This is a genomic window from Methylorubrum rhodesianum, from assembly GCF_014199985.1.
In the GTDB taxonomy this organism is placed as follows: Bacteria; Pseudomonadota; Alphaproteobacteria; order Rhizobiales; family Beijerinckiaceae; genus Methylobacterium; species Methylobacterium rhodesianum.
Map to the genome: position 1 here is coordinate 96,591 of NZ_JACHOS010000012.1, position 17,463 is coordinate 114,053.

Here is a 17,463-nt window from a genome sequence, read left to right on the forward strand (position 1 = left end):
CGGGGCTACTCCGCCGCCTTGAGTTGGCGAGGAACCGACGGCGCCGGGCGCTCAGCCGCTGCCGTGGTCTCGACCCTGCCGAAGCGCGCGTACAGGGCCGGCAGGACGACCAAGGTCAGCAAGGTGGCGCTGATCAGGCCACCGATGACCACGGTCGCGAGCGGCCGCTGGATCTCGGCGCCGGTTTCCGTGGCGATGGCCATCGGCACGAAGCCGAGCGAGGCGACGAGCGCCGTCATCGCCACCGGCCGCAGCCGGATCATGGCGCCTTCGAGGATGGCCTCGCGCTTGGGCCGTCCCTCGGCGACGAGTTGCTTGATGAAGGTCAGCATCACGAGGCCGTTCAGCACCGCCACGCCCGAGAGCGCGATGAACCCGACCGCCGCCGGCACCGAGATGGGCATGCCCCGCAGCCACAGCGCCGCGATGCCGCCGGTCAGGGCCAGGGGCACCGCGCTGAACACCAGCAGGGCGTCCCGGGGCGAGCCCAGCGCCGAGTAGAGCAGCAGGAAGATGAGGAAGAAGCAGACCGGCACCACGATCATGAGACGTTGCTTGGCGGAGGCGAGGTTCTCGAACTGGCCACCCCAGGTGACGTAGTAACCGGACGGAAGCTGGACCTGTGCGGCGACCTTTCCTTGCGCCTCCGCCACCAGCGAGCCGATGTCGCGGCCGCGCACGTTGGCCGTCACCACGACCCGACGCTTGCCGTTCTCGCGCGAGATCTGGTTCGGCCCCTCGGTCACCGAGAACGACGCCACCTGCTTGAGCAGGACCGAACTCGCCCGTCCGTTCAGCCCCGGAGGAAGCGGCACCGGGATGTTCTCCAATGCCTCGCGGTCCTCGCGCACCTTGTCGTTCAGGCGCACGACGATGGGGAAGCGCCGGTCGCCCTCGAACACCACGCCCGCATCCTTGCCGCCGATGGCCGCGCCGATGACCTCCTGGATGGCGCCGACGCTGAGCCCGTAGCGGGCGGCCTCGGCCTTGTTGATCTTGATTTCCAGGAACGGCAGGCCGGCGGTCTGCTCGACCTTGACGTCCTCGGCCCCGGTGATGCCGCGCAGCACCTGGGCGACCTGATTGGCCGCCTTGAGCATCGGCTCGAACTCCTCGCCGAACACCTTCACGGCGAGGTCGCCGCGGGTGCCGGCCAAGAGCTCGTTGAAACGCAGCTGGATCGGCTGGGAGAACTCGTAGACGTTGCCGGCGAGTTCGCCGACCGCCTTCTCGATCTGCTCCTGCAGGTCCGCCTTGGACAGGCTCGGGTCGGGCCATTCCTCCTGAGGCTTCAGGATGACGAAAGTGTCCGACGAGTTCGGCGGCATCGGGTCCGATGCGACCTCCGCCGTGCCGGTTTTCGAGAAGACGTAGGCAACCTGCGGGAATTTTGACACGGCCTGCTCGACCTTCAGCTGCATCGCTTGGGACTGGGTCAGCGAGGTCGAGGGGATGCGTGTGGCGTTGAGCGCGATGCTTTTCTCGTCGAGCTGCGGGATGAACTCGGTGCCCAGGCGTGTGGAGAGGATTCCCGCACCGACGAGGAGCAGGAGCGCTCCGACGACGAAGGCGACGGGCGCGCGGACCGCAGCGGCCAGCACCGGGCGGTAGGCTGCCTTGAACGCACGGATGATGAAGTTGTCTTCCTCGGTGACCTTGCCGGTGATGACGATGGAAATCAGGGCGGGCACGAAAGTCAGCGAGAGGACGAAGGCGGCCACGAGCGCGATGATGACTGTCAGCGCCATCGGCTCGAACATCTTGCCCTCCACCCCGGTGAAGGTCAGGAGCGGGACGTAGACCAGGATGATGATGGCCTGCCCGTAGAGGGAGGGCTTGATCATCTCCTCGGCCGAGGCCCGCACCGTCTGCAGGCGCTCCTCGGTGTCGAGGCTCCGCCCGAGTTCGTGCTGCTTCTCGGCGAGGTGCCGCAGGGCGTTCTCGGTGATGATGACCGCCCCGTCGACGATCAGGCCGAAGTCGAGCGCGCCGAGGCTCATCAGGTTGGCCGAGATCTTCGCCTCGACCATCCCGGTCATGGTCATCAGCATGGCGACCGGGATGACGAGCGCCGTGATGATGGCCGCGCGGATGTTGCCGAGCAGCAGGAACAGGATGACGATGACGAGGGCGGCGCCCTCGGACAGGTTCTTGGCCACGGTCTTGATGGTGGCTTCGACGAGGCGGGTACGGTCGAGGACGGTCTGCACCTCGACCCCCGGCGGCAGCGACTTGCGGATCTGCTCCATGCGTGCGTCGACCGCGGCGGCGACCTTACGGCTGTTGTCTCCGATCAACATCAGGGCCGTGCCGATCACGACCTCCTGGCCGTTCTCGCTGCCGGAGCCGGTGCGCAAGTCCTTTCCGATGCGGACCTCGGCGATGTCCCGGATGCGCACCGGGACGCCGGCACGGGTGGCGACGACCACGTCGCCGATCTCGTCCATGCTCTCCAGGCGCCCGGCGGCGCGAACGACGTAGCCCTCGCCGTTGTCCTCCAGGTAGCGGGCGCCCTGGTTGGCGTTGTTCGTCTCCAGGGCGCGGGCGACGTCACCGAAGGACAGGTCGCGGGCGGCGAGCTTCGTTGGGTCCGGCTGGACGTGGTACTGCTTCTCGAAGCCGCCGATGCCGTCGATGCCGGCGACCCCCGGGACCGTCTTGATCTGTGGGCGGATGATCCAGTCCTGGACCGTGCGCAGGTAGGCGGTCTGCTCCAGTTCCGTCCTGAGGCTCTGACCTTCCGGCGTCAGGTAGCTGCCGTCCGGCTGCCAACCGGGCTTACCCGCGGCCGAGACCTGGCGCTCGCCCGGCTTGGCGTAGTGGATCGACCACATGTAGATCTCGCCCAGGCCGGTCGAGATCGGGCCCATGGCGGGCTCGGCGCCGGGCGGCAGGTCCTGCTTCACCTGCGAGAGGCGTTCGGCGACCTGCTGGCGCGCGAAGTAGATGTCGAGCTTCTCCGCGAAGACGGCGGTGACCTGCGAGAAGCCGTTGCGCGAGAGCGAGCGGGTGTATTCCAGCCCCTTGATGCCCGCGAGCGCGGTCTCGACCGGGTAGGTGACCTGCTTCTCGATGTCGACGGGCGAGAGCGAGGGCGCGGTCGTGTTGATCTGGACCTGGTTGTTGGTGATGTCCGGGACGGCGTCGATGGGCAGCTTGGTCACGGCATAGCCACCGAATCCGGCCGCCAGCAGCGACAGCAGCAGCACGAGCCAGCGCTGGTGGACGGAGAAGTCGAGGATCTTCGAAATCATGGCCCGTCCCCTCAATGCGCGTGGTCGGCTTCGCTCTTTCCGAGCTCGGCCTTGAGGAGGAAGGTGTTGCCGACGGCGATGGCCTCGCCGGGCTTGAGACCCGAGGCGACCTCGTAGGCGTCGTCGTCGGAGCGCCCGAGTTCGACCTCGCGCTTCTCGAAGCCCTCGTCTGTGCGGACGAAGACGACGCGCTTGCCCTCGACGGTCTGGAGGGCCGCCTTGGGCACGCTCACCGGAACGGCATCCCGCGAGATCTCGACCTCGGCGGTGACGTAGGTGCCCGGACGCCAGGCCATGTCCTTGTTCGGCAGGGCGACGATGACCTTGGCGGCACGCGTGTCGGCGGTGAGGAAAGGACTGACGAAGACGACCTTGCCCTTCTCGTGCTGCACGCCGCCCTCCTGGCCCGGCGCGACCGTGACGGACGCGCCTTCCTTGACCTTGGCGAGTTCCGAGGTCGGAACGGCAAGTTCGATCCACACCGTTGAGAGGTCGGCGACGGTGTAGAGGTCGGAAGGGTCGCCTTCCTTGCCCACCGCGGTGCCGACGTCGACCTTTCGCTCGACGATGCGCCCCGACATCGGCGAGCGCAGTTCGTACTGGCGCAGGCTCGACAGGTTCGGGGTGGTCTCGTCGCGCTTGGCCAGCTTGGCCACCGCCGTCGCGTCGAGCCCCAGCGCCGACAGCTTCTGCCGCGCCAGATCCTGGCGCAGCGTCGCCTCGGAATAGACCGCCTTGGCATTCAAGAAGGCGCTCTCGGCCGAGATCCGCTTGTCCCAGAGCGCCTGCTGCCGTTCGAAATTGGTCTTCTCCAGGTCGGCCTTCACCGAGGCGGTGAGGTACTCGCTCTTGGAGTCCGCGACCTCGCGGCTATCCAGGACGGCAACGACCTCGTCCTTCTTGACGGCGTCGCCCAGGCGCTTGCGCATCTCGGCGACGGTGCCGACGACCCGGGCAGGGACCCGCGCGATCCGGTCGGTGTCGGGCGTGATCGTACCGGGCACCAGGATATGGCGAGACAGCATGGCGCCCTCGGCTTTGGCCACCTTGATGTCCTGGTTCTCGATCTGCTCGGCGGTCATTTTGACATGACCTTCCTCGCCTTCGGCCTCGGAGTGGTCATGCTCGCCTTGGGTCTGCTCGGCCCCGGGCTTACTGGCCGGCTTGCCGTGACCGTGACCGTGTCCGTCGCCCGCGGCGTGGCCCGCCTCGCCGGGGGAAGCCTCGGCGGAATTCGCGGCGGTGGGGCCGCTGGCGAGGTTGAAGACGGTCGGCGGCAGGCCAGCCGATATCAACAGCCCCTGGACGAAGCCGGAGACGGCGGGAACCGCAGCGCCCACGAGGACGCCGACGGCCAGGATGAGGGCGGTCAGGATGATGCGCATGATGCCTGCTCGGGCGTGCCGGAAGCCGATGACGGACATGCCGGACAATCGCGGTCGGTGACGTGAGGAGACGGCTCGGGTCGGTCGGACCCGGGTTCGTGACGCGCCGCCTTCGCGGCGTCACCTCAGGCGCGCGGCGGCCTTGGCAGGCGGTCGGGAGAGACCGAGGGCATCCTCTCGGACAATCTGGCGTAGGAGGGGCGCGTTCCGTCGGGGAGCGGGGCATCGCCGGCGACGGTCGTGCTCAAGGCGACGTGGCAACCGCAATGGACGTGGTCGGCTGACCCGGGGTCGGAGGCATGATCCAGGCCAGACACCGTATGCGGGACGAGCGAGAGTTCGCTCCTGTCATGGCCTTGACGGCCCTGGTGAGAGACAAGGTCGTCCATGAGACCGGCGCCGGGCATCGCGATGGCCAGCGCCAGGACGAGCGCGAGGGCGGCGGTTGCCCACCACCCCGTCATCGCTCCGAAGCTCATATGGCGCCGCGCCGAAGTCATCACCGTCCTTATCTGCGATTCCGAGGCTGTGTCGCAAGCTGCGGTCGCCCGTTGTGGTGAAGGCTTCCCTGGTCGGAGGATACTGAATGGTCGCTTCACGCCCCGTTCAAAGCCGTCGGCAGAGCCTTGTGCGACCAGCAAGGAATTTTCGTCCATGAAACGTCGCTTGATCACCCTGACGACCGCTGCCCTCGCATCGGTCCCCATGACCGCGTCGGCCCAACATTACGGCTACGGACCACCTCCCCACCATCATGAGGAGGTGCGCCGCCACCATCACGGCGACCACGACCACGTGGAGGTTCGTCGCCATCATCACGACGACCGGGACGAGAACCGCCACGGCTTTGAGCGCCACGATCACCGCGAGTTCGACGACTGAACGTTTCGGTCGACCGAACCAAGGCGGACGCCCGCCCCGACTTGCGTCGAGGCGGGCGTTTCCACGATGCGTGAGGGGGCTGTATCGCACCGTGAAAAGTCGTCCGGGCAAGGGGACGCCGCGAGCGCGTAGCCGAGGCCCGTTGCCAGGAGCGCGAAGACGACGAGCAGGGGCAGCAATCGCATCGCGCGTCTCCCGCTCATCGTGTCACCTCGTGGGAAGCTTACTTCTTGCCGGGCTTATCCTGGCTGTGCCCGTGCGCGTGGCCGTCGCCTTCGCGGTGCGCGGGCTTGCCGTCCGGGCCTTTCTCCTGCGCCTCCCGCACCCGCGGATCGTCACGGTGGGCGGGTCCGCCGGAGACGTCGCCCGAGTTCGGGACGCTGCGCTCCGGATTGGAGGCGTTGCCGTGCCCGTCGACCGCGAGGGCGGGCGTGGCCGCTCCGGCCAGCATCGCGGCGGTGAGAACGGCGGCAAGCGTACGCTTCATCGATCTGTATCCCTTCCATCGGCCACATCGGCCGCTTGAGGAGTGGAGATAGCCGACCCGTTTGACTGCCGTTCGCCGCGTTCGTGACGAAGTGTGTCAGGCGCGCGTGCCGACACACTTCGTCAAGGTCGAGCAAAGCCTCGGCCATGGGGTCGACGTATCCCTACCGGCTCCCCGCAGGACCGGACGCCGGGTCGAACGCGACCCCGGCGAGATCCGACGCGGCAGCGACAGGTGGCCAAGTGGACAGATCTTTCCCGTCGAGACCCGAGACCCGCGTGCCCCTGGCCGTCGCGCTGGCATTCCTGGCGGGTTCGGCCGACTCGATAGGCTTCCTGGAACACTCTCAACTGTTCATGTCGTTCATGAGTGGGAACACGACCCGGTTCGGCGTCGCGGCCAGTTCCTTCGATTGGTCGGGCGTCACCAGGTTCGGCAGCACCATCGCGCTGTTCTGCTTCGGTGCGTTCGCCGGCACCCTTGTTGCGGCTTGGGCTGGGCGGTGGCGTCTTTCGGTCCTGCTCGGCGCGCAGGCCGTCCTGCTGTCCATCGGCAACCTCCTGCCGGAAGCTTCCGATGCGTTTCCTCTTCATGCCTATCCCGTCGTCCTTGCCCTCGGCATGCTGAATGCGACGCTGCAGGATGAGGCCGGGCGGAGCCTCGCCCTGACCTACGTCACCGGAACCGTCGTACGTTTCGGGACCGGTTTGGCGAACATGGTCCTGCACAAGCCCGCGCCGTCGTTCTGGCTCCAGGCACCGCTTTGGGCGGGCCTGACGCTTGGCGCGGTCGCCGGCGGCTTCATCCAGAAGGCCCTTGGTCCCGATGCCTTCCTCGTTCCGGCGGCCCTGTCCGCGTCGCTGGCTGTCGCAGGCATCATCCTCACGGTGGCACTGCCTGGGAGCGGCTATGTCTCGAACGAGCGGTCGGCGCAGCCGGACGCGCACCCCGACGCACCGGCGACCGCCCGGTAGGCCGCGTCTCAATCGCGTCCCTTCGCCCTCGGCAGGCGGATCTCGGCCCGCAGGCTGCCCTCTGGCCGGTTCGACAGGACGAGCGTGCCGCCGTCCGCCTCGACCGCGCGCCGGGCGATGGTCAGTCCGAGCCCCGTCCCGCCCGTGTTGCGGTTACGCGACCCCTCCAGCCTGGTGAAGGGCTGGAAGGCCCGGGCGACGTCCTCCGGCGCGATGCCGGGGCCGTCGTCGTCGATGCGCACCACCAGGGTCGCCTCTTCGATCTCGATGCCGACCCGGACCCGGATCCCGTAGCGCACACCGTTGTCGACAAGGTTCTCGACCGCGCGGCGGAAGGCAACGGGACGTACCGACGCCAGCGCCCGGCCGGGGCCGTCGTAGCCCACCTCGCGGCCCACGTCCGCGGAGGCGTCGGCGACGCTCATCAGCACGCTCGCCACGTTGACGACCTGCCGTGCTTCCGGGTCGGCTTCGCCACGCAGGTACGACAGCGTCGCGTCGATCATGGCCTGCATGTCGTCGAGGTCGGCAGCCATGGCACGGCGGTCCGCAAGGTCATCGACCTTGTCCAGGCGAAGACGGAGCCGGGCGATCGGCGTGCGCAGATCGTGCGAGACCGCCGCCAAAGCCTGCGTCCGTTCCGCGACGAGGCGGTGGATGCGCCCTTGCATCGCGTTCAGCGCCCGACCGATCCCGCGCGTCTCGTCCGGTCCGACCTCAGGCACGGACACGACCGTACCGTGCCCGATCCGGACGGTGGCGTGCGTAAGTTCCCTGAGCGGGCCGGCGATCCGGTGCACCAGCACGACGGCGGCGACGCCGACCAGGATCGCCATCGCGGTGGCGAGGTACGCCCAGGGTGCAAGGTGGACCAGGTGAGGCGAATGGGCGGACCGGAAGGTCAGGAAACTGCCGTCCGGCAGCGGGAAGGCGCCGCGCAGGTCCTGTTGGTGCAGCGGCTCGTCCGGCGCCGCCAGGGCGAGCGCCAGACCTGGGCCGAGCACGGGCTCGATCTCCAGGACGCGTTCGCGCAGATCGCGCAAGGCGGGGTCTGTCTTGCCCGTCTCGGCGGATTCCCCCCGCTCCCAGCCTATCTCGAAATGACCCGACGAGAGGGCTTTTGCCTCGATGCCGCGCTCCCCCGGCGGTCGCCGCAGTACCGCTTCCCGCGCCAAGACGAGCTGTCGCGCCACTTCGTTCGCGAACGCCTCGTCGGCCGCGGCCGACGCCGACTGACGGTACAGCAACAACGCGCCCCCGTGGACCACGAGTACCGCCAGCAACAGCACGGCGACGGTGCGCCCCTCCAGGCTGCGGGCAAGATCGACCAGTTGTTTCACGCCCGCTCGACCTTGGCGGCCATCATGTAGCCGGAGCCGCGAACCGTCTTGATCACGGGGAGCGTGCCCTCGGGCGGTTCGAGCTTGCGCCTCAGGCGGCTGACCAGGGTGTCCACGCTACGGTCGGACGGGGCGGCGAGCCGTCCGCGGCTCATCTCCAGGATCTGCTCGCGGCCGAGCACGCGCCCGGGATGCTCTAGGAACACCATGAGTAGGTCGTGCTCGGCCCCCGAGAGGTCTACGGCAGCCCCCCCGGGATCGGTCAGCTGCCGGCTGCGCAAATCGAGCCGCCAGCCGGCGAAGGTCAGAACCTGTGCCCTCTCCGCCGCGGTGGCGGCCGGCGCGATGGTGGTCCGACGCAGCACCGCGCGGATGCGGGCAAGGAGTTCCGGCCGGCCGAACGGCTTGGCGACGTAGTCGTCGGCTCCGAGTTCGAGTCCGAGTACCCGGTCCGCCTCCTCGTTGCGGGCGGAGAGCATGATGACCGGCACGGTGCCCTTGCTGCGCAGCGCCCGCAGCAGATCGAAGCCGGAGGCGCCGGGCAGCATCACGTCGAGCAAGACGAGATCGACCGACTTCCCGGGCAGAAGCGACCACATCTCGGCGCCGCTGCGGCAACCGGTGACGCGGTAGCCGCTCTCCCTCAGGAGTCGCGTGACCAACACCCGCATGCCGTCGTCGTCTTCGATCAGGAGGATGTGCTCCTGTGCGCAGCCCGCTCCCGGCCTGTCATCGCGTTCCATCAGCCACCGTTTCATCCATCGCCGCGGGGTCCATTGCGAACAAAGTCTCCGTCAGATTCAGATAACGCATCAGGGGACTCTCATCGAGTGGGCCACGAACGTCAATGAAGTCACTTGTATAAATTTTGCATATTTTATATTGTCGATACGACTGCTCGACCAAAAATACGACCAATTTGATTTGATAGTATGCTCTATACATAATTAAATGTAATTTACGAGGATATCAAAATTTTGAAGTCAGAAGCGGTCGATGCCGGGTGAGTACAAATCGGCCTATGGATCCGGCTGTCGCGGAGGTGCGAATGGAGCGATCCGATGCTCGTTCGCCCGATTTCCCGGAAAAGAGCTGAACGGTGGTTCGAAGACATCGCCGAATACTCCTGAATTCGGACGGGCCGGCGCTCGGATTACTCTAACACCATGAGGCGTGAATTAACCTTTTTTTAACTCTAACTCATTAGATTTGATTAACAAATTTGTGCACGCCGGGACAGGATGCCGGCAAGAGGGAGGCTGGCGGCGATGAAGGACGACATTTCCGGGCCAAGCTTGGCGTCTGCCGCCCTACGCATACATCAGGGTCGCATGCGCGTGTCGGTCGAGAATATTGCCAACGCGCGTTCCACGGCGTCCGCCCCAGACGGCGAACCCTATAGGCGCAAGATTGCAGTGTTCGAGCCGATCACGGGCAACACCGAAGAGGCACCGGCCATCCGTATCGTACGCGACAAGACCGAATTCCCGACGGTTCATAGTCCTGGACACCCCGCCGCCGATGCTGGCGGCAACCTCAAGCTTCCCAATGTCCGCCCTACGGTCGAGATGTCCGAACTTCGCTCTGCGATGCGAGCGTACGAGGCCAATCTGCGCACTATCGCGACCTTTGACGACCTGAAAGGAAAGACGCTCGCGCTACTGAAGAGCTGATGTCATCGACCCGAAAGCCTTTCGTGATGACGCATCAAACGCGGCCGGCACGTGCGCCATCAACCGACAAGCTCATCGAGCAAGAGCAATAGCAGGAAGCCTGCGAAGAACATCGCGGTCACCCATGGACGGTCCTCCGTTTCGTGTGCCTCGACCAAAAGTTCCTCCGTCACGAGGTAGAGGAGCGCAATCAGGCCGAAGGCGAGAAAGCCGCCGCGGATGGCCGCGGGCAGCGTGGCGACCGGGCCGCCGAGCAGCGCACCGAGCGGCAGCAGGACGACGAGGGCGGCGGTCAAGCCGACCACCCTGGCTTTCGAGGTTCCGCCCTCGCCGAGTTCGTTCGCGACGGTCAGGCCGAGGAACAGCACCTCGATGGTCAGGGCGACCGTAAGCAGGAAACCGGCCTTGGCGCCCGCTGCGAAGGCGATGCCGAGGACGAGCCCGTCCACCAAGATATCAATTCCGGTGACGGTCAGTAGACCGACTGGTCCTTTCACCCGACGCTCCAGAGTGCGGACCGCGAGCATGGCGGCAACACCGACGCCGCCGCCGACCAGGGTGGCCCAAGGCGATCCGGCATGCTTGAGGTCAGGCAGGATCTCGCCCGCCGCCGCGGCGAATACGACGCCTGCGGCGAAGTGCTGGATGGCGCTGACCAAGACGGGTCCCGGCCGCATGTTGACGGCGACCGCGGCGCCGAGGACGGCGGCGGCTGCCGGGATGAGGGTATAGAGCCAGGCTTGCATCGCAGGTTCAGACCACGCCGTCCGGGGCCAGGGCGCAGGCGGTCGTCTCGCTCGTCTCGACCTGCAACGTGACGTGGACGATCCCGAAGCGGCCCCTCAATTCGCGTGCGGCTCGTATAAGGAAAGCGTCGTCCGTGCCGTCCGGCCTTACGAGATGGCTCGTCAGGGCGACCTCGGTCGTGCTCATCGGCCAGACGTGATAGTCGTGGACGGCCGTGACGTCCTCCAAGCCCCGCAGATGCGCGCGCACGGCGTCAGGGTCGATGCCGGGGGGCACGGCGGCGAGCGACATCCGCACGCTGTCGCGCAGGAGTCCCCAAGTGCTCCATACGACCGCCGCGGCGATGAGTAGGCTGGTCACCGGATCGAGCCAACGCCAACCCGTCAGGGCGATAAGCAGGCCGGCGACGACGACGCCCGCCGAGACGGCGGCATCGGCGGCCATGTGCAGAAAGGCCCCCTTCACGTTGAGGTCGCCTTCGCGCCCCGATGCGAACAGCCAAGCGCTGATGCCGTTGATCAGGATGCCGATGCCCGCGACCACCATCACGGTGGTCCCGGCCACCGGTGCGGGCTCACCGAAGCGCCGGACGGCCTCCCAGGCGATGGCGCCCATGGCGACGAGGAGGATGACCGCGTTGAACAAGGCGGCCAGGATCGAGGAGCTCTTCATGCCGTAGGTGTAGCGCGGCTTAGGCGCCCGTTTCCCGAGAATGGCCGCGGCCCAGGCGACGGCGAGCCCGAGTACGTCCGAGAGGTTGTGGCCTGCGTCGGCGACGAGGGCGAGGGAATTGCTCAAGAACCCGTAGACCGCCTCGACGATCACGAAGGCGACGTTCAGACCGATGCCGACGGCGAAGGCCCTTCCGAAACCGAAGGATGCCTGAGCATTGCCGGAATGGCCGTGTTCGTGTCCACCTCCGTCACGGAGGGCACGGACGGAGCGATCTGCGTGTCCGGTCATTGGGAAATCCGCTCGGCTTCATGCCCTCGGCGGGGCGTCCGACATATGCGGCACGCCTAATTCCTCTAGCGACTGGAGGAGCAAGGGGTTTCGAACGTGGTGAGCGCATAAAATCCAATTCCGCGTGGCCGTAGGCATCAGTGAACCTCGTGCAGGCATTCACCGTGATCGGCCAGCACCTCGACGATGCGGCATTCCCGGACACTGCCCCGCGAGCATTGATCCAGCATCGCCTGGACCTCCACCCTCAACCCGGTGAGCCGCGCAATCCGGTCGTCGATGTCAGCGAGATGCCGGCGGGCGATTGCGTCTACCTCCCCGCACGGGCGTTCCGGCTGCTCGGCGAGATCGAGCAGCGCGCGGATGTCCTCGATCTCAAATCCGAGTTCACGCGCGTGCCGAATGAACCGAAGCCTGCGGACGTCGGCCGCGCCGTAGGTCCGCCGGTTGCCTTCCGTTCGGGACGCGCGCGGCAGGAGTCCGCGCTCCTCGTAGAATCGGATGGTCGGCACCTTCACGGCTGCCTGCCGCGACAATTCCCCGATTGCGATGGGCTTCAAGATATTTGCTCCTCTAGTCGCTAGAGGAAGTAGGGTCGCCTTAACCACAAGGAAGGCACCCGCCGTGACCGAAGCAGCGACCCTGGACAGGACCGACGTCCCGACGACCCGCCTGCGGGTGACCGGCATGGACTGCGCGTCCTGCGCGGCGAAGGTCGAGGCCGCCGTGCGCCGCCTGCCCGACATCGCGCAGGTGCAGGTCTCGGTGGCCGCCGAGACGCTCGCGGTGCGTCACGGACCCGGGACCGATGCGAGAATGATCGCTGACACCGTCCGCGGCCTCGGCTACGGGGCCGAGGACCCGGACGCCGTGGCGTTGGGGGATACCGCTGAGACACCTTGGTGGAGGGCGCCGAAAGCCCTGCTGGCGGCTTCCTGCGGCGCGGCCCTGGTGACAGCCTACGCGCTCGGGCACGTCGCGCCGATTACCGAGCGCTGGGCTTTCCTCGCGGCCATGGCGGTTGGGCTGGTGCCGGTTGCCCGACGAGCTATCTTGGCCGCCCGGCATGGGACGCCTTTCTCCATCGAGATGCTCATGACGATCGCCGCCGTCGGCGCGACCGTCATCGGGGCGACCGAGGAGGCGGCGACCGTCGTCTTCCTGTTCCTGATCGGCGAAGTTCTGGAGGGCGTCGCTGCCGGTCGAGCCCGGGCGAGCATCCGTGGGTTGACCGGTCTCGTCCCGGAGACGGCGCTGCTGGAACGCGACGGCACGACTGAATCTGTGCCCGCCGCGAGCCTCAAGGTCGGCGCCACCGTGCTGGTGCGGCCGGGTGACCGCGTCCCGGCGGACGGGACCATCCTCGACGGCGGGAGCGACGTCGACGAGGCGTCGGTCACCGGTGAGAGCGTGCCGAGGCGCAAGGAGCCTGGCGACGCAGTCTTCGCCGGGACGGTCAACGGCGACGGGGCGCTCCGCGTCCGGGTGACCGCGGCTGCCAAGGACAACACCATCGCCCGGGTGGTGCAGCTGGTGGAGGAAGCGCAGGAGGCGAAGGCGCCGACCGAGCGCCTGATCGACCGGTTCTCCAGGGTCTACACCCCCGCCGTCGTCGCGGTGGCCACCTTGGTGGCGGTGGTCCCGCCGCTTCTCACGGGCGGCGCGTGGGGGGATTGGGTCTACAAGGGGTTGGCGATCCTGCTGATCGGCTGCCCCTGCGCGCTCGTCATCTCGACGCCGGCGGCCATCGCGGCCGGCCTCTCGGCCGGGGCCCGGCGCGGGCTTCTCATCAAGGGCGGCGCCGTCCTGGAGCGGCTGGCCTCGGTGACGACGGTCGCCTTCGACAAGACGGGAACCCTGACGGAGGGCAAGCCCGTCGTGACGAACGTGGTGGCATTCGGGAGGTCCGAGCGGGACGTGCTGTCGCTGTCGGGCGCCCTTGAGGGTGGCTCCTCGCACCCGCTCGCCCGGGCCGTGCTGGCCAAGGCCGCCGAGGCCGGAGCGCCGGTGCCCCCGGCATTCGGGGCCCAGGCATTCGGCGGCAAGGGCATCGCCAGCAAGGTCGGGGGGCTCGACTTGTTCCTTGGCTCGCCGAGGGAAGCCGGCGCGCGCGTGCCGTTCACGCCCGATCAGGAGGAGCGGGTCTCCGGGCTCCAGGGCGAGGGTAAGACCGTGTCCGTGCTCCTCGCGAACGGGGCGGTAGCCGGGCTGCTCGCGATGCGAGACGAGCCCAGGTCCGACGCGAGGGAGGGGGTCGACCGCCTTGCGTCGCTCGGCGTCGGCGCGATCATGCTGACCGGCGACACCGCGCGGACGGCCTGGGCCGTGGCGGCCGCGCTCGGCATCGAGGTGTGGGCCGAGCTCCTGCCTGAGGACAAGCAGCGGATCGTGCGGGAGCGCCAAGCCACTGGCGCCGTGGTGGCCAAGGTCGGCGACGGCATCAACGACGCGCCGGCGCTCGCGGCCGCGGACGTCGGTATCGCGATGGGTGGGGGCGCCGACGTGGCGCTTGAGACGGCGGATGCGGCGGCCCTGCACGGACGCGTCGCAGACATCGCCCGGATGATCGAGCTTTCGCGCCGGACGCTGTTCAACATCAGGACGAACATCGCCCTGGCGCTCGGCTTGAAGGCAGTGTTCCTGGTCACGACGGTTCTAGGGGTCACCGGCCTATGGCCTGCCATCCTGGCGGATACCGGGGCAACCGTGCTGGTGACGGCAAACGCGCTGCGGCTCCTTGGAGAGGGAAGATCGAGCGCCTGAGGCCCTTCACGTTCCCACCATGGGAGGTCCCATCCGTGTGCGACGTCATCAACGGGAGAGCGTCACGCAAAGCTTCAAGGTCAAAAGGATGGGCTGCGGCGGCTTAAAACGGTCGAGTGACGGATGGCGTTCGGACAGTTCGTCGGAGCCATCCGCTTTCGTGCCCCCTTCCCATCGAGGAGGAAGGAGAGTGCAACCTCTAAGGACTGGAGGTTTGGCCGGGATATGAACATTTCAATCGGAGAGCTGTCGCGCCGCACGGGCGTGAAGGTGCCAACCATCCGCTACTACGAGGGAGCAGGCTTGATGCCGGCCCCGACCCGCACCGAGGGCAAGCAGCGTCGCTATTTGGAGACAGAGATATCCCGGCTCAATTTCATCCGTCATGCGCGCGAACTCGGATTCGAGATCCAGGCGATTCGCGAGTTGCTGGCTCTGTCCACCGAGCCGGACCGGTCCTGCGCGGAGGTGGACGGCATCGCCCGTCGACACATGGCCGAGGTCGAGCGTCGAATCGGGCAACTCGTGGCTTTGCGCGGAGAGTTGCGGCGCATGGTCGAGGCATGTGGCCACGGTCGGGTGGGGGAGTGTCGGGTGATCGAGACGCTGGCCGACCATCGACAGTGCGCGCATGAGCACGGCCGCATCTCCTGAATCCGGGACCTGCTCAGGAAAAGCCGGGCAAGCTTGCGCCGTGTCGGCCATGACGCAGCGCTGGTTTATCCGCCACGAAAGTTTCAGCTCGTGCTGCGGTCAAAGGTCTTTCGGATGAACACGTTGGGCCTGCCGACCCTCGCTGTTCTCGCCGTAGCCGTAAATAGGACCCGCACAGCACCTTATCGACCGTGCCGGCTGGCTTCGCGTCGCGGCGTTTAGCACCAACGATGGACCCGTATCGACCGCGAGCCTCAGCGTCGGCGTCGCGGTGTCCGCCACGCACAAACGGGGAGATCCTGATGGCTAGCGCGATGTCGATGGCGGTCGGGAAGTGCCCTTCGGTCAATTCCCGGTCCGAGACCGAGCGGGCCGACCGCGAGCGGCTCGAACTCACCGACGACCCCTGGCGAAGCGCCAAAATCTCGCTCGCATCTACGTCGAGCGCGGGCCCGAATACACGGAGGTAGCGGCCTCGCTGGTGTTCCTCGCCATTCTCGGCGCCCTCGGGGCGAAGGCGGGTGGTGCCGCAGTGCCGCGGGCGACGGTACAGTACAGGTGACGTTCCGGGGATCACTCGCCGTGGGCGTCACCGCAGGCATCGGGAGCCTCGTCGGCAAGGTCGTGTGACGAGGCTCGAAGGCAGGACGGGGTGAGCCTGGAACGCGCCGAGAACCGCCACCGGGGGATTTCGAGCCTCAATCCCCCTGCGACGCACGCCTGCCGCGGGCGGGGCGCGGCTTGGCGGAACCGCCCGAGGGACCCGGGTCGGAGACGATCCCGGCTTCCTGGACTCCCTGTCCGAAGGGAGCCGCCGGGACGCCCGCCTCCGTTCTCCGCCCGCTCACGATCACGCCGACGTATCCCTCGCCCGCGATGAAACGGGCGCCCGCGCCGCGAAGGGCCGCGACCAAGCGCTTCGCAAGCGCGACTCGGATCGCGATGAAGCCGTTCTCGTAGTCGTTGATCGACTTCTTCGAAACGCGCGCCAGCAGGTGAAGCTCCTGCTGGGTGAGACCGACCAGCAGGCGGGCGGCTTGGCATAGGTATCCTGGCACGGTCCGGTCCGGAGGGAAATCCGCAGCCGAGGCGAAGTCCACTCCCCGAGGCGCGTCGGGCGAGGCTTGAAAGATTTTTATAGCACAGGTATAATTGGGAACTTCAACAAGCACCGCCGACTGCCCGCCCCCGCCCGACTGATCGTCGAGCGGGAGGGCCGCTTTCCGCCTTTGGGGTTTCGCCATGATCATCGCGCTGTTCGGCGGCGATGGCCGTGCCGTTGGCACGCACGCCGCCTTCCTGATTGCCCGTGCCGCAGCCTCGGTCGGCACCGCCACGACGCTCCTGCGCGTCGTAGGCGCGCACGAATCCCGGCTGCCTCGACTCGACAGCGTGCCGGACACGCTGCGCGTTGTCGAGCTTTGCAGGGACGGTCCCTCCTTCGCAGAGGACTTCCCGCGGGAAGCGGCCGCCGATCCCGCGCGACGCCTCGTGGTGCTCGACCTGCCGCCAGGGTGGGCGGCGGACTGCCCGGTTGATCTCGGGGAATGTCCCAGGGTGATCGCCGTCGGACCGTCCGTCCTCGAACGCGCCATGGCCGTGTCCATGCTGCGCGCGACCGCGCATGCCGCCGTCCCTTGGCTGCTGGGGTGCGGTTTCCCCTCACTCGGAGCGTCCGACCGAACCGTGCGCGACACGGCGGCGGCCGCGGGCCTGGACGACACCTCGATCCGCGTGATCCCTCGCGGCCTGCCGGCTCCGCTGCGGGACGCCGCCGCCCCGGCCCATGGATCCCTGCTCGCGTCCCTGTCCGTTCGCGCTGCGCTTCGCGTGCTGAACGCGGTCGTACCCGGTGCGGTCCCGATGCCGGGGCATCCCGGCGACGTCATCGCTCCCGTCCTGGCCGGGATGGGCGAGGCGGACCGCCGCGACGCGCAGGACCGGCTCCGGGACCTTGCCGATGCCTTGGACGCCGCGGAGGACGGCGAATACCCGTCCGCGGAGGAACTCGCCGCCGCCCCCGTCCTTGAGGAATGGGAGTTCGGGATGCGGCCGGTCGCGGCGCTCGTCGGTCGCGTCACGCACCATCCGGACTTTCCCCCAGGTCGCCGGGTCCGAACCTCGGAAGTCTACGTTTCCGACCGTCGTACCTGGGCGCGCACCTATTCCAGGCTCTACCGCCTGGGACGGCCCGCCGGTCCGCGTCCCTCCCTGCAGTAGCGCACCGTCTCCCTTTCCGTCGAGGCGGGTCGCCCCTCCCTCGCTCGAAAGGCGGAAGCCGGTCCCGCCCGTCGAGATGTGGGCGGGGGAGCCCTCGCCGCCTGTCCGGGCGGCCATGCGA

General features: G+C 67.7%; 15 protein-coding genes and 1 pseudogene. 7 read left to right on the forward strand and 9 right to left on the reverse strand.

All coding sequences use genetic code 11. The features are described from left to right. Positions 1 to 5 precede the first annotated feature (5 nt). A complete protein-coding gene (locus HNR01_RS18045; protein WP_003596840.1) occupies positions 6 to 3,254 on the reverse strand; it encodes an efflux RND transporter permease subunit in 3,249 nt (1,082 codons plus the stop codon). 11 nt (positions 3,255 to 3,265) lie between these two features. Next, positions 3,266 to 4,639 carry an efflux RND transporter periplasmic adaptor subunit gene (locus tag HNR01_RS18050; protein ID WP_003596839.1) on the reverse strand — a complete coding sequence of 458 codons (1,374 nt, stop codon included), beginning with the start codon at positions 4,637 to 4,639 and terminating at the stop codon, positions 3,266 to 3,268. Between the two features lie 654 nt (positions 4,640 to 5,293). On the opposite strand from HNR01_RS18050, the gene HNR01_RS18055 reads away from it, so the two are divergent. Next, positions 5,294 to 5,521, forward strand: a complete 228-nt coding sequence (locus HNR01_RS18055; protein WP_003596837.1) for a hypothetical protein — start codon at positions 5,294 to 5,296, stop codon at positions 5,519 to 5,521. A 223-nt stretch (positions 5,522 to 5,744) separates the two neighbouring features. Here the strand turns inward: HNR01_RS18055 and HNR01_RS18060 are convergent, their stop codons facing one another. Continuing rightward, positions 5,745 to 6,008, reverse strand: a complete 264-nt coding sequence (locus tag HNR01_RS18060; RefSeq protein ID WP_003596834.1) for a hypothetical protein — start codon at positions 6,006 to 6,008, stop codon at positions 5,745 to 5,747. A gap of 278 nt (positions 6,009 to 6,286) precedes the next feature. Between HNR01_RS18060 and HNR01_RS18065 the strand changes: the two genes are divergently transcribed. Beyond that, on the forward strand, positions 6,287 to 6,982 hold the full coding sequence (locus HNR01_RS18065; protein WP_012455875.1) for a YoaK family protein: 696 nt from the start codon (positions 6,287 to 6,289) through the stop codon (positions 6,980 to 6,982). Between the two features lie 8 nt (positions 6,983 to 6,990). Here the strand turns inward: HNR01_RS18065 and HNR01_RS18070 are convergent, their stop codons facing one another. After that, positions 6,991 to 8,322: an ATP-binding protein gene (locus HNR01_RS18070; RefSeq protein WP_003596830.1), complete on the reverse strand. Its 1,332-nt coding sequence runs from the start codon at positions 8,320 to 8,322 to the stop codon at positions 6,991 to 6,993. After that, entirely contained in the window at positions 8,319 to 9,065 is a 747-nt protein-coding gene (locus tag HNR01_RS18075; RefSeq protein ID WP_017484348.1) for a response regulator transcription factor, read from the reverse strand. The genes HNR01_RS18070 and HNR01_RS18075 overlap by 4 nt, the downstream gene beginning before the upstream one ends. 525 nt (positions 9,066 to 9,590) lie before the next feature. On the opposite strand from HNR01_RS18075, the gene HNR01_RS18080 reads away from it, so the two are divergent. Further along, entirely contained in the window at positions 9,591 to 9,995 is a 405-nt protein-coding gene (locus tag HNR01_RS18080) for a flagellar basal body rod C-terminal domain-containing protein (protein ID WP_003596828.1), read from the forward strand. Positions 9,996 to 10,054: 59 nt separating this feature from the next. On the opposite strand, the gene HNR01_RS18085 is transcribed toward HNR01_RS18080, so the two are convergent. The 3 genes from HNR01_RS18085 to HNR01_RS18095 form a co-directional block, all read right to left on the reverse strand. Then, entirely contained in the window at positions 10,055 to 10,741 is a 687-nt protein-coding gene (locus HNR01_RS18085) for a ZIP family metal transporter (protein ID WP_003596827.1), read from the reverse strand. A 7-nt stretch (positions 10,742 to 10,748) separates the two neighbouring features. Next, positions 10,749 to 11,705 carry a cation diffusion facilitator family transporter gene (locus tag HNR01_RS18090; RefSeq protein ID WP_003596826.1) on the reverse strand — a complete coding sequence of 319 codons (957 nt, stop codon included), beginning with the start codon at positions 11,703 to 11,705 and terminating at the stop codon, positions 10,749 to 10,751. 137 nt (positions 11,706 to 11,842) lie between these two features. Next, the gene (locus HNR01_RS18095) at positions 11,843 to 12,265 is read right to left on the reverse strand and encodes a MerR family transcriptional regulator (RefSeq protein WP_003596825.1); all 423 of its coding nucleotides are present in this window, start codon (positions 12,263 to 12,265) and stop codon (positions 11,843 to 11,845) included. A gap of 64 nt (positions 12,266 to 12,329) precedes the next feature. On the opposite strand from HNR01_RS18095, the gene HNR01_RS18100 reads away from it, so the two are divergent. The 3 genes and pseudogenes from HNR01_RS18100 to HNR01_RS27630 all read left to right on the forward strand — a co-directional run bounded on the left by HNR01_RS18100 (position 12,330) and on the right by HNR01_RS27630 (position 15,752). After that, complete coding sequence (locus tag HNR01_RS18100) at positions 12,330 to 14,468, forward strand: heavy metal translocating P-type ATPase (RefSeq protein ID WP_003596824.1); 2,139 nt, start codon at positions 12,330 to 12,332, stop codon at positions 14,466 to 14,468. Positions 14,469 to 14,693: 225 nt separating this feature from the next. Continuing rightward, positions 14,694 to 15,122, forward strand: coding sequence for a MerR family transcriptional regulator (locus HNR01_RS18105; RefSeq protein ID WP_026105497.1), 429 nt, complete (start codon positions 14,694 to 14,696; stop codon positions 15,120 to 15,122). Between the two features lie 163 nt (positions 15,123 to 15,285). Further along, a pseudogene (locus HNR01_RS27630) lies at positions 15,286 to 15,752 on the forward strand (VIT1/CCC1 transporter family protein). A gap of 68 nt (positions 15,753 to 15,820) precedes the next feature. Here HNR01_RS27630 and HNR01_RS27635 read toward each other — a convergent pair. Continuing rightward, on the reverse strand, positions 15,821 to 16,372 hold the full coding sequence (locus HNR01_RS27635) for a helix-turn-helix transcriptional regulator (RefSeq protein WP_238229976.1): 552 nt from the start codon (positions 16,370 to 16,372) through the stop codon (positions 15,821 to 15,823). Here HNR01_RS27635 and HNR01_RS18115 point away from each other — a divergent pair. Beyond that, on the forward strand, positions 16,365 to 17,342 hold the full coding sequence (locus tag HNR01_RS18115; RefSeq protein WP_003596818.1) for a DUF6634 family protein: 978 nt from the start codon (positions 16,365 to 16,367) through the stop codon (positions 17,340 to 17,342). The two genes, HNR01_RS27635 and HNR01_RS18115, sit on opposite strands and share 8 nt — an antisense overlap. Positions 17,343 to 17,463: the final 121 nt, after the last annotated feature.